The following is a 16015-nucleotide window of genomic DNA, read 5'->3' on the forward strand; positions in this document are numbered from 1 at the left end:
GGTCGCATTCGGGCAACCACTGCCGACCGCTGCCCCTGGGAGCCTGCTGCGGCCTACTGTTGAGGGGTGCGCCTGTCGTGCACGGCTGCGAGGTGCAAATCCGGCCGTGATGGCATGACATCGGGCCATCGCGTGGGCATCGGCATTGCCGGCTGTGAGAGGGACGGGCATGAAACCGACCGAAAACGCCGACCCGTCACCTGATTTCGGCGGGGGGCTCCCGTTCCTGCGGGGCGGACGGCTCGGCGTGCTGGGGCCGAAGGCACCCGACGCCCACCCGCTCGACACGGGGACCGGGCGCAGCGCCGTGCTGCCGGTCGCCGTCATCGCCGCCGCCGTGGTCGTCCTGGTCGCCGGAGTCGTCCGCGCGATCGGCGACGGCCGGGCCCTGTTCCCCGGCGCCACCGTCGGCTGGTCCCTGGCCCTGCTCACCGGCATCATCGTCGGCCACCTCGTGGCCCTCGGCCGCGACCGCTGGTGGGGCGGCACCGGATCCGGCGCCGCCCTCACCCTCGGCGTCCTGCTCCTCTACGGCTGGGTACCCGCCGGGCTGGTCAGCCTCTCCGTGGTCTCCCTGGTCGGCGCGGCCCGCCGGCACCGCTGGCGGCAGGGCCTTCTGCACGGCGCCGTCGACGTCCTCGGCATCGGCGCGGGCGCCCTCGTCCTCGCCGCCTTCGGCGACACCCCGACCGTCGAGGAACCCTGGCTGCCCACCGGCTGGGAACCGGCCGCCGCACCCGAGGTGGTGCTCGTCGCCCTCGCCTACCTCCTCGTCACCCGCGCCCTGCTCTGGTGCACCCTCGCCCCGCGCCGCGGCGGGCTGCCCACCGTCGCCCGCACCGCGATGCTCCGCCAGGCCCTCGTCGCCGTCGCCCTGCTCGGCATCGCCCCGCTGATCTGCGTCGTCGCCGTCACCCTGCCGGTGCTGCTGCCGCTGTTCGCCGTCCCCCTCATCGCCCTCGACTCCACCCTGTGGATCGCCCGGGCCCGCGCCGAGGAGCAGCTGCGCGACCCGCTCACCGGCCTGCCCAACCGGTCCTGGCTGCTGGAGCGCGCCTGGACCGCCCTGGACGAGGCTGAACGTATCGGCACCCGGTCCGCCCTCGTCCTCATCGACCTGGACCGCTTCCGCGCCGTCAACGACACCCTCGGCCACCTGGCCGGCGACCGGCTGCTGCTCCAGATCGCCGAACGGCTCCGCCTCGCCCTGCCCCGGCACGCCGAGGCGGCCCGGCTCGGCGGCGACGAGTTCGCCGTCCTGCTGCCCGTCGCCGACTCCACGACCAGCGCCCAGCGGGTCGCCCGCCACCTCGTCGCCGAACTCAGCTCCCCGCTCGACCTCGACGGCCTCACCCTCGTCCTGGAGGCCAGCGCCGGCCTCGCCGTCTTCCCCGACCACGCCCTCGACGCCGAAGGCCTGCTGCGCCGCGCGGACGTGGCCATGTACCAGGCCAAGCGGGACCGCACCGGAGTCGAGGTGTACGAGTCCAAGCGGGACAGCAACACGCCCGACCGGCTCGGCCTCCTCGGCGACCTGCGCCGCGCCCTCGACGCCTCCGAGGTGGAACTCCACTACCAGCCCAAGGTCCGCTTCGACGGGCAGGTCGCCGGGCTGGAGGCGCTGGTCCGCTGGGTGCACCCGGAGCGCGGCCGGGTCCCCCCGGACGAGTTCATCGCCATCGCCGAGACCTCCGGCCTGATGCCGCACCTGACCGAGTACGTCCTGGAGACCGCCCTCGCCCAGGTCGCCCGCTGGCGCGCCCAGGGCCTGAAGGTGCCGGTCGCCGTCAACGTGTCCCCGCGGGACGTCCACACCCCGGGCTTCGCCGGCGCGGTCGCCGCCCGGCTGGCCCGCCACGGGGTGCCCGCGGGCGCCCTCCAGCTGGAGATAACCGAGCACGTCCTGCTGGAGGACCCGCAGCGGGCCGCCGACACCATGGCCGGGCTCACCGGCCACGGCGTGAAGATGTCCCTCGACGACTTCGGCACCGGCTACTCCTCCCTGGTGCACCTGCGCCGGCTGCCGGTCAGCGAGCTGAAGATCGACCGCTCGTTCGTGGCCCGGCTCGCCGTGGACGCCCAGGACGCGGAGATCGTCCGCTGCACCGTCGACCTGGCCCACTCGCTGGGCCTGCTCGTCGTCGCCGAGGGCGTCGAGGACGACGAGACCTGGGAGCGGCTGCGCGACCTCGGCTGCGACGCCGTACAGGGCTGGCTGGTGGCCGCCGCCATGCCGCCGGCCGAGGCCACCGCCTGGCTGCTGGCCCGCGGCGAACGCGGCTGGCGCCGCCCCGCCGACGTCACCGCCGAACTGGCCGCCTCCTCCGCCGCCGAAACCGCCGACCGGGTCCGGCGGGCCCTGCCGTAGGTCCGGCCGCAGTCCTGCGGTGCCTCCCGGGGCGGGCCCGGCCCGTGCCGGGAGGCCCGTATCGAGAAATACATACGAAAAAAGTGTTGTCTGCACGCCTGGGGCGGGTCTCCCTCTGTAGCCGGACACCCCGGTGGAACCAGAGAACGGAGTCCCATGCCCCAGCACGACGACCGCCACCCCGCCCCCGCCCGCCACCGCCGCTCCCGGGGCCGTACGACCCTCCTCTCCGTGGCCGCCGTCGCCTCGGCCGCCACCGCGGCCGCGTTCCTGTGGCCCGCCGCCGGCCACGCGGGCACCGCCGCCGACCGGCCCGCCGGCCGCCCGGCCGCGATACCCGCGGCCCCGGCCGCCCCCGCCACCAAGGCCGAGCGGTACGCCAAGAAGGTCGTCGAGCTCGCCAACGCCGAGCGGCGCCGGGCCGGCTGCGCCCCGCTGCGCGCCGACAAGCGCCTGATGAAGGCCGCCCAGGCGCACGCCGACGACATGGCCAGGCGCAACTACTACTCCCACACCAGCCCCGAGGGCCGCAGCGCGGGCGACCGCATGACCAAGGCCGGCTACCGCTGGTCGTCCTGGGGCGAGAACATCTACAAGAGCCCCCGCACCCCGGCCAGGGCGATGGCCGGCTGGATGGACAGCCCCGGCCACCGCGCCAACATCCTGAACTGCCGCTACAAGGACATCGGCGTGGGCGTCAACCTCAAGGGCAACGGTCCCTGGTGGGTCCAGAACTTCGGCACCCGCCGCTGACCGACGGCCCCTCCCGGACCGGTGATCCACCTGCCGGCCGGGCGATCCGGAAGTGGTCCGGAAGCGGTCCGGCGGGGGCCGTGCCCACGGCTCCCGCCAAACCGTTTCGTGGAGTGCGGGCCCCGCCCCATAGGATTGGGCCCGAAACCTACACACACACCACCCTCAGAGGATCGCTGCATGCCTGGCATCACGCGCGAGGAGGTCGCCCACCTCGCTCGGCTGGCGCGTCTGGAGCTGAAGCCCGCGGAGCTGGATCACTTCGCCGGACAGCTGGACGACATCATCGGCGCGGTCGCCCGCGTCTCCGAGGTCGCCGACCAAGACGTCCCGCCGACCTCCCACCCGCTGCCGCTGACGAACGTCATGCGCGCGGACGAGGTCCGCCCGTCGCTCACCCCCGAGCAGGCGCTCTCCGGAGCCCCCGCCCAGGAGCAGCAGCGTTTCAAGGTGCCGCAGATCCTGGGGGAGGACTAACCCGTCATGACCGAGATCATCAAGCTCACGGCCGCCGAGATCGCGGAGAAGATCGCCTCCGGTGAACTGACCGCCGTCGAGGTCACCGAAGCCCACCTGGCCCGCATCGCCGCCGTCGACGAGAAGGTGCACGCCTTCCTGCACGTCGACACCGAGGGCGCGCTGGCCCAGGCCCGCGCCGTCGACGCGAAGCGCGCCGCCGGCGAGAAGCTCGGCCCGCTGGCCGGCGTCCCGCTCGCGCTCAAGGACATCTTCACCACCAAGGGCATCCCGACCACGGTGGGATCGAAGATCCTCGAAGGCTGGATCCCGCCGTACGACGCCACCCTGACGCGCAGGCTGAAGGAAGCCGACGTCGTCATCCTCGGCAAGACCAACATGGACGAGTTCGCCATGGGGTCCTCCACCGAGAACAGCGCCTACGGCCCCACCGGCAACCCGTGGGACCTCACCCGGATCCCCGGCGGCTCCGGCGGCGGCTCCTCCGCGGCCCTCGCCGCCTACGAGGCCCCGCTGGCCATCGGCACCGACACCGGCGGCTCGATCCGCCAGCCCGCGGCCGTCACCGCCACCGTCGGCGTCAAGCCGACCTACGGCGGCGTCTCCCGCTACGGCATGGTCGCCTTCTCCTCCTCCCTCGACCAGGGCGGCCCGTGCGCCCGCACGGTCCTGGACGCGGCCCTGCTGCACGAGGTCATCGCCGGCCACGACCCGATGGACTCCACCTCCATCGACGCCCCGGTCCCGCCGGTCGTCGAGGCCGCCCGCAACGGCTCGGTCGCCGGCATGCGCGTCGGCGTCGTCAAGCAGTTCCGCGGCGAGGGCTACCAGGCCGGCGTCGTGCAGCGCTTCGACGAGTCGGTCGAGCTGCTCAAGGAGCTCGGCGCCGAGATCGTCGAGCTGGACTGCCCGTCCTTCGACCTGGCGCTCGCCGCGTACTACCTGATCGCGCCGTCCGAGTGCTCCTCGAACCTGGCCCGGTTCGACGCCATGCGCTACGGCCTGCGGGTCGGCGACGACGGCACCAAGTCCGCCGAGGACGTCACCGCGCTGACCCGCGAGGCCGGCTTCGGCGACGAGGTCAAGCGCCGCATCATCCTCGGCACGTACGCGCTCAGCTCCGGCTACTACGACGCGTACTACGGCTCGGCCCAGAAGGTCCGCACGCTCATCACGCAGGACTTCGAGAAGTCCTTCGAGCAGGTCGACGTGATCGTCTCCCCGACCACTCCGACCACCGCCTTCGCGATCGGCGAGCGCGCCGACGACCCGATGGCGATGTACCTCGCGGACCTGTGCACCATCCCGACCAACCTGGCCGGCAACTCGGCCATGTCGCTCCCGTGCGGCCTGGCACCCGAGGACGGTCTCCCGGTCGGTCTGCAGATCATCGCCCCGGCGATGAAGGACGACCGTCTCTACAAGGTCGGTGCCGCCGTCGAGGCCGCCTTCGTCGCGCGCTGGGGTCACCCGCTGCTGGAGGAGGCTCCGTCCCTGTGAGTGCACTGACCAAGGCCAAGGGCTTCAAGAAGTCCAAGTCCGGTACGTACCTGTCGATCGGCACCACCGCCTTCGGTGCCATCAGCGTGATCAAGCAGGCCCGCAAGGCCCGCACCGAGAACGACACGCTGCAGCTGGTCGACGCCGTTGTGTCCGCCGCCGCCATCGTCACCGGCCTCGCGATCCTGTACCGCGAGCTCAAGCGCCTCGGCGACGACGACGTCCTGCTGGGCTGAGAGGGAAAGTCTCAAAGTGACCGTCACCGAACTCCTGTCGTACGACGCGGCCCTCGCGGCGTACGACCCCGTCATGGGCCTCGAAGTCCATGTCGAGCTCGGCACCCGTACCAAGATGTTCTGCGGCTGCTCCACCGAGCTGGGCGCCGAGCCCAACTCGCAGACCTGCCCGGTCTGCCTGGGCCTGCCCGGCGCGCTCCCGGTCGTCAACGCGATCGGCGTCGAGTCCGCCGTCAAGATCGGCCTCGCGCTGAACTGCGAGATCGCCGAGTGGTGCCGCTTCGCCCGGAAGAACTACTTCTATCCGGACATGCCGAAGAACTTCCAGACCTCCCAGTACGACGAACCGATCGCCTTCAACGGCTACCTGGACGTCCAGCTGGAGGACGGCGAGATCTTCCGCGTGGAGATCGAGCGCGCCCACATGGAGGAGGACACCGGCAAGTCGACGCACGTCGGCGGCGCCACCGGCCGCATCCACGGTGCGTCCCACTCCCTGCTCGACTACAACCGCGCCGGCATCCCGCTCATCGAGATCGTCACCAAGCCGATCGAGGGTGCGGGCACCCGGGCCCCCGAGGTCGCCAAGGCGTACGTGGCCGAGCTGCGCGAGGTCATCAAGGCCCTCGGCGTGTCCGAGGCCCGCATGGACAAGGGCCAGATGCGCTGCGACGTGAACCTGTCGCTGCGCCCGCACGGCACCGAGAAGTTCGGCACCCGCAGCGAGACGAAGAACGTCAACTCGCTCCGGTCCGTCGAGCGCGCGGCCCGCTTCGAGATCCAGCGGCACGCGGCCGTCCTGCAGTCCGGCGGCTCGATCGTGCAGGAGACCCGTCACTTCCACGAGGACGACGGCTCCACCACCTCCGGCCGCATCAAGGACAACGCCGAGGACTACCGGTACTTCCCGGAGCCCGACCTGGTCCCCGTCGCCCCGGCCCGCGCCTGGGTCGAGGAGCTGCGCGCCGGTCTGCCCGAGATGCCGCGGGTGCGCCGCAACCGGCTCCGCGAGGAGTGGGGCGTCAGCGAGTTCGACATGCAGTCGATGCTCAACGCGGGCGCCGTGGACTCCATCGTCGCCACCATCGAGGCGGGCGCCGACTCGGTCGCCGCGCGCAAGTGGTGGATGGGCGAGCTGGCCCGCAACGCCAACGAGCAGGGCGTCGGCGTCGACGAGCTCGCGATCACTCCGGCCCAGGTGGCCCGGGTGGCGGAGCTGGTGGCGTCCGGTGACCTGAACGACAAGCTGGCCCGCCAGGTCCTCGAAGGCGTCCTCGCCGGCGAGGGCTCGCCGGACGAGGTCGTCGAGAAGCGCGGCCTGAAGGTCGTCTCGGACGAGGGCGCGCTCGGCGCGGCCGTCGACGAGGCCATCGCCGGCAACGCGGCCATCGCGGACAAGATCCGCGGCGGCAAGGTCGCGGCCGTCGGCGCCCTGGTCGGCGCGGTCATGAAGACCACCCGCGGCCAGGCCGACGCGGCCCGCGTCAAGGAGCTCATCCTGGAGAAGCTGGGCGTCTCCGAGGGCTGAGTCCCGCACCGTGTGCACAGGAGCCCCCGCCGGCCGGCGGGGGCTCCTGTGCGCGTTCGGGCGTACGGGCTGCCCGGGCCGGTGCGGTCAGCCGCGGTGTTCCGGCGCCGGCAGGAAGAGCAGCCGGGCGCGCTTGGGCGCGAGGTACACCTCGGGGAGGTCGATCTCCGGCAGCCCGACCTCCGGGCCCAGCCCGTAGCCGGCCCGCTCCAGCAGGCCGATCGCCTTCTCGTTCGCCGCGTCCGGCTCGGCCACCAGCCGGGCCGCCCCGGCGCCGAACAGGAAGCGGTGGAACACGCCCAGCAGGGTGCGGGTGAAACCGCGCTCGCCGGGTCCGGCCGCCGGGCCGATCAGCAGGTGCACCCCGGTGTCACCGGGCTGCACGGCGTAGCACTCGCCGACCCGGTCCTCGGCCGGCTCGTACGACTGGAACAGGGCCACCGGCACCCCGTCGCGGCGGGCCAGGAACGCGTGGTGGGTGGTGCGCCGGTCCACGTCCTCGTAGATCTCCCGGACCAGCTCCTCGCCGGCCCCGCCCATGCCCCAGAAGCGGGCCCGCTCCTCGGACACCCAGCGGTGGATCAGCCCGGCGTCGGCCGCCGGGTCCACCGGGGTGAGGGTGACGGTGCCGAAGCCGGGCACCTCCTCGGTGTGCACGGGCGGACGGGGTGCGTGCGCGCTCATACGCTGTCCTCCTTGTCGAGCCGGGCCCAGTCGGTGACGACCGGGACGAGTTCGCCGCGGGCCCACAGGGCGAGCTGGTCGCGGTGGTGGGCCGAGCCGGTGACCCCGTCGGCGCCCAGCGGCACCACCCACAGGCTGTCCTCGCGGGAAGCCAGGTCCCAGACGTAGCGGGCGGACGGGCCGCGGGCGGTGAGGTCGGTGAAGCCGGGCACGCTGGACGTGGCGAGCACGCAGTCGTGGTCGCCGCCCAGGCCGGGCCACTCGGCGTCCGGGTCGGGCACGGCCTGCCAGGGCGCGAGGCGGTGCACGTCCGCCCAGCGGGCCGGCTCGCCGGCCCCGGCCGCGACCTCCTCCAGGGCGGTGCGGACCAGGCCGGCCCGGTCCAGGCCCGGCAGCAGCGAGGTGGTGAGGATGCCCTCCAGGGCGTAGCCCACCTTCGGCAGCAGGTACAGCCAGGGGTGGAACACCGCGGGCGCGCCGGGGGTGCCGGTGAGGGCGGCGAACGCCGGGTCGGCGGCGATGCCCCGGACCACGGCGTGCCGCAGCCCCGCGAACAGGGTCGCGTCGGTGCTGTCGGCGGCCATGTGCCGGTCCCAGGCCAGCAGCCGGGTGCGCAGCGCGGCGGCGGCGGGGGAGAGGCCGTCGAGCGGTGCGAGGACGTCGAGCAGCGGGCCCGCGGAGGCGAGGAAGGTGTCGGTGTGGACCGAGGCCATGCCCTTGGCGGTCCAGTCGGCGGAGCCGCTGAGCAGTTCGCGGATCCGGTCGGCCCGGTGCGGGGGCGCGAACTCGATGCCGAACGGGGAGGCGATGCCACGGGCGTTGGCCATCACCGCGAAGCCCTGGACCGGCTCGGCGGTGGTCTGCGCCCAGCCCCGCCACTCGTGACCGGGCTCCCAGGCGGGCACCAGGCGCAGCTTGTTGGCGCGGGCGCGCTCCGGGACGACACCGGCCACCCGGTGCAGCAGGCCGCCCTGCGTGTCGGCGGCGTGCACGACGTTCACGGGCTCGGCCCAGCCGTCGAGGGCCCGGTCGATGTCGCCGACCGTACGGGCCCGCAGCAGCGCGGGGAGCACGGCGAAGCCGAGGTCCGCGCGGACCCGCGGCGGGTAGCGGAGGCTGACGCACTCCTCGGGCCGGTCGCCATCCGGGGCGGCGATGCCCGCGAGGTGGCCGGCGATCACCGGGCCGCGGGCCGTCTCCACGATCTCGACCTGCACCGGGTCGCCGCCCGCCACCTCGACGGTCTCGGTGTGCCGGGCCACCGGCTCCCAGGTACCGTCCGGGCCGAGCGCCTCGGTGCCGCCGCCGGGAGCGGTGCGCAGCCGCTCGCGGTAGAGGTCGTGGTAGTCGGCCATGGCGTTGGTGATGGCCCAGGCGGCGCTGCCGGTGTGGCCGAAGTGGGCGAGGCCGGGGATGCCGGGGACGGCCATGCCCAGGACGTCGAACTCCGGGCAGGAGAGCCGTATCTGCTGGTAGATGCCCGGGTCCTCGATGAACCGGTGCGGGTCGCCGGCGATCAGGGCGGCGCCGGTCGTGGTGCGGTCGCCGGGGACCATCCAGCCGTTGCTGCCGGAGGTGCCGGGGCCGTCGGTGGCGAACAGGGTGATCGCCTCGTCGCCGAGGGCCCGGGCCACCTGCTCGCGCCAGATCTTGGTGGGGAAGCCGGCGAACAGGATGTGCGTGGAGATCCAGATGCCGAGCGGCACCCACGGCTCCCACGGCGTCACCGCGAGCCCGGTGTCCGCGAACCGCGGGTCGCGGGCGGCGCCCGCGGGCATGCCCGCGTTGACCCCGTCCACGTACGCGCGCACCCAGTCGGCGGTCTCCGGGTCCAGGGCCTCGAAGCAGCGCCTGGCCGTGTCGTCGAGCCGGGACTGCCGGGCGAAGGTGTCCCAGGTCACGGACTCCGGCCCGAGGAAGGCGGCGGTGGAACCCTGGGAGCGCCGCCGCTCCACCTCCAGCTGCCAGGCACGGTCGCCGGCGGTGACCCGCCCCTGGGCGAAGGCCAGCTCCCGGGCGTCGCCGGCACGCAGATGCGGAACGCCCCAGGCGTCCCGGTAGACCTCGGTACTCACACTGCTCCCCGAACATTTAGGTTAGGCTGCCCTAAGTCTACGCATGGCGGGTGGTGCAGGTCACCCCGCACCCCACCCGCCCCGCGCGAGCGTCCGGCTTCCGTTCACCACCCGGCCGGGCGCCGCCCCGGCAGCGGCCGGACCTCCGGCCACCGGGCCCGCATCCGGGCGCGCAGGGAAGCCGCCAGCTCGCCGACGGCGTGCAGGCCCTCGTGGTCCGTGCACAGCGCCGCGACCACGCCCAGCCGGTGGGCGAGGCGCCCGCGGGCGGTGGCGGTGCCCCAGGTCCAGTCCCGCCGGCGCATCCGGGCCAGGTGGTCGGTGCCGTCGCGCCGGTCCCGCGGGACCAGCGCGTCACCGCGGATCAGCCAGCCCGCGCAGGCGTCGGCGAGGCTGCCCGTGGCCTCCGTACCGGTCTCCGCACGCCACGTGTCGGCGTACGCGGCCTCCGCGCGGGTGAGCAGCTCCGCGGCGGGCCCGGTCGAGCACCAGCAGGTCGGGAAGCCGATCCGGAGGTAGGCGAGCTCGGTCACCCCGCTGCCGAGACAGGCCTGCTCGAAGTCCACGAACCGGATCCCGCCGGCCGTGTGCAGATCGTTCCCCGGGCACGGGTCGCCGTGCAGCAGGGCGTTCCCCGGCTGCCCCGCCAGTCGACCGACCAGCGCGGACAGCTCCCCGGCCGCCCCGGCCGGCACATCCGCCCCGAGCGCGTCGGCGAGTGCGAGAAACGCCTCCACATCCCGCTCCCCGGGCCCCTCCTGCCGCGGCAGCGCCCCGGCGTCCCCGGGGACCGCCGTGGCATGCAGCCGTGCCAGGGCCGTCGCATACCCGACCTGCCACCCGTCCTCCGCCGGCCGGTGCTCCACCCACTCCAGCACGAGCACCCGCTCGTCGGCGTCATCCCAGATCAGACGCGGGGCCACGGGGACACCCGGGGCGATTCCTGCCCCGTCGGCGTTCGAGGCGCGGGGTCCGGGGCGGAGCCCCGAAGCCCCGCCGGGACCGTGTTCCGCCCGCGCCGCGACCCGCAGCGCGGAAACCTCCCGTACGAACCGCTCCGCCGCATCCGCCCCGCCCACGCTCCGCTTGACGACCACCGCCCCGCCGTCCGTCTCCACCCGCCACACCCGGGACCGCGGGCTGCTCTCCAGCACCCGGACCGGCCCCGCCCGCCCCAGCCCCGCCGCGGCGACGGCCCGCACCGGCAGGCGCGAAGAGGGAATCCCGCTCAACGCCCCGCCTCCGGTCGCAGCCCCGGCCACACGTACGGCACGGTCACGCCGACCCGCTCGAACCCGAGCCGCTCCAGGATGGGCCGGCTCTGATCCGAGGCGTCGACCTGCAGGTACGGAATCCCGGCCGCGGCCGCCTGCCCGGCCCGGTACGCCACCAGCGCCCGGTAGATGCCCCGTCCCCGCCATTCCGGCACGGTGCCCCCGCCCCACAGCCCCGCGAACGGCGCCCCCGGCCGCACCTCCAGCCGCGCCGAGCTGACCGGCACGTCCCCGGCCATCGCGACCACCGCGGCGACCCGCTCCGGCTCGCCGGTGACCAGGTCCAGCAACTGCTGCCGCAGCTCCGGCCGAGGCCGGCCGCCGAACGCCCGGTCGTGGACCGCCATCATCAGGTCCACCCCGGCCGCGTCCACCACCGGCACCAGCGCGATGCCGGGCGGCGGCGCCACCTCCGTGGACAGCCGGTCCACCGGGGCGACCATCAGCGTCTCCGGGTCCTCCGGCTCCAGACCGGCCGCCAGCAGACGCGCCCCCAGGTCCGCCGGGGCGTCGTGCAGGTAGAGCTTCCACTCCCAGGTCCGGCCGCCCTCCAGCCCGGCGAAGTGCGCGAGCTGTGCGGCGATCGCGGCATCGGCGGTGGACTCGTCCAGGTCCGACCACAGGACCCCGTTGAATCCCAGCGGCGGCGCGCTCTGGCGCACCACGCCCCCCACCCGTTCCACCCGGGCCCCCGGGCCGTCGGGCTGGGCGTTCCACCGCATCTCGCGGTCGTACAGGGCGCGCACCAAAGCATGATCCATAGCCCCACCCCAGCAGCCCGCCGCCCCCGAGGCAAGCGGATTGCCCCCGTCTACGCTCACCTGCATGACACCCCACCCCGGCACCCCCGCCGGCCCCTCCGTGTACGCCGGCAACGCCGGCCGGGACGCCCCCCTCGACCACGGCTGGTTGCTCGGCCACTTCAAGGAGCCGGGTGATCCCCGCCACAGCACGGACGTCGAGATCAAGTGGGGCGCCCACCCGCGCGGCGACCGGCGGGCCCAATGGGTCCGGGGCGAGTCGCGCACCACGCTCCAGGTGCTGGTCTCCGGCCGGTTCCGGGTCGAACTCCCGGACCGCAGCGTGGTCCTGGCCGAGCAGGGCGACTACGTGGTGTGGGGCCGCGGGACCGACCACTCCTGGTACGCCGAGGAGGACTCGGTGGTGCTCACCGTCCGCTGGCCCTCGGTCCCGGGTTACCAGGTGCCGCCCGACGGGGCCGCGGACGGCGGCTGACGGTCCGCAGCCGGTCTCCTCCGCACCCGCAACGGACGGACGTCCCGCGGGTTGGTACACACCGGGGGCGTCCGTCCCGGGGCGGAGGTCCCGGCCCGCCGGACCTTCCTGTGACGATGCGCACGAAACGGACCAACGATCATCAATCGCTGCAATGGTGTCGGTGGTCCGGTGTGACCGTCAGGTGATCAGGTACAGCGTTCTTTGCGTCGGGTGTGCCCCGGTAAAGACCCGAACCGCCAGGGAGCACGTCCGTTGGCAGCTATCGCACGGTGGTGCATCAGGCACCGCCTCGCCGCCGTCCTCATCTGGCTGCTCGCCCTCGGCGGCACCGCCGGAGCCGCCGTGGCCGCCGGCACCGCGTACTCCAACAACTACGAGGTCCCCGGGACCGAGTCCGGCCGCGCCACCGAGCTGCTCCGGGCCGGCTTCCCCGGCCAGGGCGGCGACACCGACACCGTCGTGTGGCAGGCCCCCGCCGGCCAGAGCGCCCGTACGCCCGAGGTCGAGCAGCGCATGAGCCGCGTGCTCGACCGGATCGCCGGCCTCCCCGGCGTCGGCTCGGTGGCCGGACCGTACGCCCCCGAAGGCGCCGGCCAGATCAGCCCCGACGGCCGTACCGCCTACGCCGTGGTCACGTTCGACCACCAGGCCGACGAGGTGCCCACGGGCCATGCCCGGGCCGTCGTCGACACCGCCAAGGCCGCCGAAGGGGACGGGCTGCGGGTCGAACTCGGCGGCCGGGCCATCGGGCTGACCGAGGCCCCCACCGCCCACCTCGCCGAGGTGATCGGCGTGGCCGTCGCCGCCGTGGTGCTCTTCCTCGCCTTCGGCTCGCTGGCCGCCAGCCTGCTGCCCATCGCCACCGCCCTGGTCAGCGTCGGCACCGCGTACGCGGGCATCGTGCTGCTCGGCCACGCCATGCCCGTCGCCGACTTCGCCCCCATGCTGGGCATGCTCATCGGCCTCGGCGTCGGCATCGACTACGCGCTGTTCATCGTCACCCGCCACCGCAAGGGCCTCAAACGCGGCCTGAGCGTCGAGGAGGCCGCGCGGAACGCCGTCGCGACCACCGGCCGGGCCGTGGTCTTCGCCGGCGCCACCGTCTGCATCGCCCTCCTCGGCATGCTGATCCTGCGGCTGAACTTCCTGAACGGCGTCGCGCTCGCCGCCTCCCTCACCGTCGTGCTCACCGTCGCCGCCTCGGTGACCCTGCTGCCGGCGCTGCTCTCCTTCATCGGCATGCGCGCCCTGTCCCGGCGCGAGCGCCGCCGGCTCGCCGAGCACGGCCCGGAGCGGGAGGGCATGACCGGGTTCGCCGCCCGCTGGTCCGCCTTCGTCGAGCGCCACCCCAAGCTGCTGGGCGCCGTCGCCGCCGTGGTCATGGCCGTCCTCGCGCTGCCCACCCTCTCCCTCCATCTCGGCACCTCCGACCAGGGCAACAACCCGGCCGCCTCGACCACCCGGCAGGCGTACGACCTGCTCGCCGACGGCTTCGGACCCGGTGTCAACGGCCCCCTCGCGCTGGTCGCCACCCTCGACGGCGCCGGCGACCGGGTCGCCCTCGACCGGCTCGCCGAAACCCTCCGCTCCACCCCGGGGGTGGCCGCGACCGGACCCGCCGCCGCCAACCGCAGCGGCGACACGGCCGTCCTCACCGTCATCCCGGAGTCCGCCCCGCAGTCCCGCGACACCAGCGCCCTCGTGGACCGGCTGCGCCACAGCGTGATCCCCGAGGCCGAGCACGGCACCACGATGCAGGTGCACGTCGGCGGCGTCACGGCCGGATACGACGACTTCGCCGAGGTCATCATCGGCAAACTGCCGCTGTTCGTCGGCGTGGTCATCACCCTCGGCAGCGCGCTGCTGCTGCTCGCCTTCCGGTCGATCGGCATCCCGCTCAAGGCCGCCGCCATGAACGTGGCCGCCGTCGCCTCCTCGTTCGGCATCGTCGTCGCGATCTTCCAGTGGGGCTGGGGCAGCGAGCTGCTCGGCCTCGGCAGCGCCGGGCCCATCGAGCCCTTCCTCCCCGTGATCATGGTCTCGGTGCTCTTCGGGCTGTCCATGGACTACCAGGTCTTCCTGGTCAGCCGGATGTACGAGGAGTGGCTGGAGACCGGGGACAACACCCGGGCGGTACGGGTCGGCCTCGCCGAGACCAGCCGGGTGATCAACTCGGCCGCGGTGATCATGATCTCGGTCTTCCTCGCGTTCGTGCTCAGCGGTGACCGGATCATCGCCATGTTCGGCATCGCGCTCGCCGCGGCCGTCGCCCTGGACGCCTTCGTCCTGCGGACCCTGCTCGTGCCGGCCCTCATGCACATGCTCGGCGGCGCCAACTGGTGGCTGCCGGCCTGGCTGGACCGCCGCCTGCCCCGCCTCAGCATCGAACCGCCGGACCTGCCCGTCGCCCTCCCGGCCCAACGTCCCAGCCCCGACACCGCGTCCCACCGCGCCCCGGCGACTCACTGACCCGAGCGGGTCCGCGGGCGGTCCCGCAGCCCCACCCCCGGGCCTCTGCCCCGGCCTCCCGGGCCTCTGCCCCGGCCTCCCGGGCCTCTGCCCCGGCCTCCCGGGCCTCTGCCCCGGCCTCCCCGGGCCTCTGCCCCGGCCTCCCGGGCCTCTGCCCCGGCCTCCCGGGCCTCTGCCCCGGCCTCCCGGGCCTCCGCCCCGGCCTCCCCAGGCCGCAATCGCGGCGCGGCCGCGTTCTTCGCGCACCCGTTCCTGCCCGGACCCCGCGCCTCAATCGCCGGCGGGGCTGGGTGGTGCCCGCGCCGCCCCCGTGCACCGGTTCCTGCCGGGGCTCCGCCCCGGACCCCGCGCCTCAATCGCCGGCGGGGCTGAAATCTGCCCCGCAGCATCCGGCCCCTGAGCCGCATCCCCACCCAGCCATGACCACGCCGCGCTCCGCCCCACAGCCCAAGTCCGGGCAGAGGGGGCCCATCCCACCCCGCGACCGAAGCCTGGGCAGGGGGCGCATTCCACCCCGCGACCGAAGCCTGGGCAGGGGGCGCATTCCACCCCGCGACCGAAGCCTGGGCAGGGGCGCATCCCACCCCGCAGCCGAAGTCCGGGCACGAGAGGCACATTCCATCCCGTAGCCGGAGTCCGGCCGAGGGCGCATTCCCACCCCGCGGCCGGAGTCCGGCCGAGGGCACATTCCCACCCCTCGGCCGACGTCCGGGCACGACGGGCACACCCCGCCCGCAGCCGGAGTCCGGGCAAGGGGCACATTCCATCCGCAGCCGGAGTCCGGGCGAGGGGCGCATTCCCGCCCACGGCCGGAGTCCGGGCGAGGGGGGGCACATTCCAGCCCGTCCGGCGTTTGAGGACCGGGGTCCGGGGCGGAGCCCCGAAAGCAAGCCCGTCCGGCGATTGAGGACCGGGGCGCGGGGGCGGAGCCCCGGAATCGAGCCCCGCCGGCGATTGAGGCGCGGGGGTGCGGGGGCGGAGCCCCTGCAAGGAGGGCCCGCCGGCAAGCCGACCCGGCGAGGGAGACCGAGCCCGTCCGGCGACCGAGGACCGGGACGGGGGCGGAGCCCCGGACGGGGACCGTCTAGGGACACCCTCAGACCGGCCTAAGGACCCCCCGGCACCGGACATGCGGCACCCGCCCGATGCGCCAAAGCCCCCTGGCAAACGAATCTTGGATCACACCGACCGGTGCCGAGAACGCCGAGAACAACCCAGGAGCCCGAGATGTTCGAGTACGAGATCGCCACGATGCGCAGCGCCGACCTGATCCGCGAGGCCGACGCCTACCGCCAGATCCAGCAGCTCGCCCACGCCGCCACCGCCACCTCCGGAAGCCATGAAACCGAAGGGCGGGTGAAGGACGGCCGGCACTGGTTCGCCAAGGCCGCGTAACCGTCCTGCCAGGGACG

13 protein-coding genes are annotated in these 16015 nt (G+C 74.2%); 9 read left to right on the top strand and 4 right to left on the bottom strand.

Annotated elements, in window-relative coordinates; genetic code table 11:
• The first annotated feature begins 250 nt into the window (after positions 1 to 250).
• The 6 genes from LG634_RS17505 (at position 251) to gatB (ending at position 6862) form a co-directional block, all read left to right on the top strand.
• Positions 251 to 2368: a putative bifunctional diguanylate cyclase/phosphodiesterase gene (locus LG634_RS17505; protein WP_372482439.1), complete on the top strand. Its 2118-nt coding sequence runs from the start codon at positions 251 to 253 to the stop codon at positions 2366 to 2368.
• 156 nt (positions 2369 to 2524) lie between these two features.
• Positions 2525 to 3121 carry a CAP domain-containing protein gene (locus LG634_RS17510; RefSeq protein WP_226734774.1) on the top strand — a complete coding sequence of 199 codons (597 nt, stop codon included), beginning with the start codon at positions 2525 to 2527 and terminating at the stop codon, positions 3119 to 3121.
• Positions 3122 to 3301: 180 nt separating this feature from the next.
• Positions 3302 to 3598: an Asp-tRNA(Asn)/Glu-tRNA(Gln) amidotransferase subunit GatC gene (gene gatC, locus LG634_RS17515; protein WP_226734775.1), complete on the top strand. Its 297-nt coding sequence runs from the start codon at positions 3302 to 3304 to the stop codon at positions 3596 to 3598.
• A 6-nt stretch (positions 3599 to 3604) separates the two neighbouring features.
• The gene (gene gatA / locus LG634_RS17520) at positions 3605 to 5098 is read left to right on the top strand and encodes an Asp-tRNA(Asn)/Glu-tRNA(Gln) amidotransferase subunit GatA (RefSeq protein ID WP_226734776.1); all 1494 of its coding nucleotides are present in this window, start codon (positions 3605 to 3607) and stop codon (positions 5096 to 5098) included.
• On the top strand, positions 5095 to 5334 hold the full coding sequence (locus LG634_RS17525) for a hypothetical protein (protein ID WP_226734777.1): 240 nt from the start codon (positions 5095 to 5097) through the stop codon (positions 5332 to 5334). The genes gatA and LG634_RS17525 overlap by 4 nt, the downstream gene beginning before the upstream one ends.
• A gap of 73 nt (positions 5335 to 5407) precedes the next feature.
• Positions 5408 to 6862 carry an Asp-tRNA(Asn)/Glu-tRNA(Gln) amidotransferase subunit GatB gene (gene gatB, locus LG634_RS17530; RefSeq protein ID WP_372482440.1) on the top strand — a complete coding sequence of 485 codons (1455 nt, stop codon included), beginning with the start codon at positions 5408 to 5410 and terminating at the stop codon, positions 6860 to 6862.
• Between the two features lie 87 nt (positions 6863 to 6949).
• Here gatB and LG634_RS17535 read toward each other — a convergent pair whose 3' ends face one another.
• The 4 genes from LG634_RS17535 to LG634_RS17550 all read right to left on the bottom strand — a co-directional run bounded on the left by LG634_RS17535 (position 6950) and on the right by LG634_RS17550 (position 11656).
• Positions 6950 to 7546 carry a GNAT family N-acetyltransferase gene (locus LG634_RS17535; protein WP_226734779.1) on the bottom strand — a complete coding sequence of 199 codons (597 nt, stop codon included), beginning with the start codon at positions 7544 to 7546 and terminating at the stop codon, positions 6950 to 6952.
• Positions 7543 to 9621, bottom strand: coding sequence for a penicillin acylase family protein (locus LG634_RS17540; protein WP_226734780.1), 2079 nt, complete (start codon positions 9619 to 9621; stop codon positions 7543 to 7545). The genes LG634_RS17535 and LG634_RS17540 overlap by 4 nt, the downstream gene beginning before the upstream one ends.
• A 104-nt stretch (positions 9622 to 9725) precedes the next feature.
• On the bottom strand, positions 9726 to 10844 hold the full coding sequence (locus LG634_RS17545; protein WP_372482441.1) for a phosphotransferase family protein: 1119 nt from the start codon (positions 10842 to 10844) through the stop codon (positions 9726 to 9728).
• 5 nt (positions 10845 to 10849) lie between these two features.
• Complete coding sequence (locus LG634_RS17550; protein WP_226734781.1) at positions 10850 to 11656, bottom strand: GNAT family N-acetyltransferase; 807 nt, start codon at positions 11654 to 11656, stop codon at positions 10850 to 10852.
• A 64-nt stretch (positions 11657 to 11720) separates the two neighbouring features.
• On the opposite strand from LG634_RS17550, the gene LG634_RS17555 reads away from it, so the two are divergent.
• From LG634_RS17555 to LG634_RS17565, 3 genes are all read left to right on the top strand, one after another.
• Entirely contained in the window at positions 11721 to 12131 is a 411-nt protein-coding gene (locus tag LG634_RS17555) for a cupin domain-containing protein (RefSeq protein WP_226734782.1), read from the top strand.
• A 255-nt stretch (positions 12132 to 12386) separates the two neighbouring features.
• Entirely contained in the window at positions 12387 to 14603 is a 2217-nt protein-coding gene (locus LG634_RS17560) for an MMPL family transporter (protein ID WP_226734783.1), read from the top strand.
• A gap of 1227 nt (positions 14604 to 15830) precedes the next feature.
• Positions 15831 to 15998: a hypothetical protein gene (locus LG634_RS17565; RefSeq protein WP_226734784.1), complete on the top strand. Its 168-nt coding sequence runs from the start codon at positions 15831 to 15833 to the stop codon at positions 15996 to 15998.
• Positions 15999 to 16015 lie beyond the last annotated feature (17 nt).

Source organism: Streptomyces bambusae (assembly GCF_020532645.1).
Taxonomy (GTDB): Bacteria; Actinomycetota; Actinomycetes; order Streptomycetales; family Streptomycetaceae; genus Streptomyces; species Streptomyces bambusae.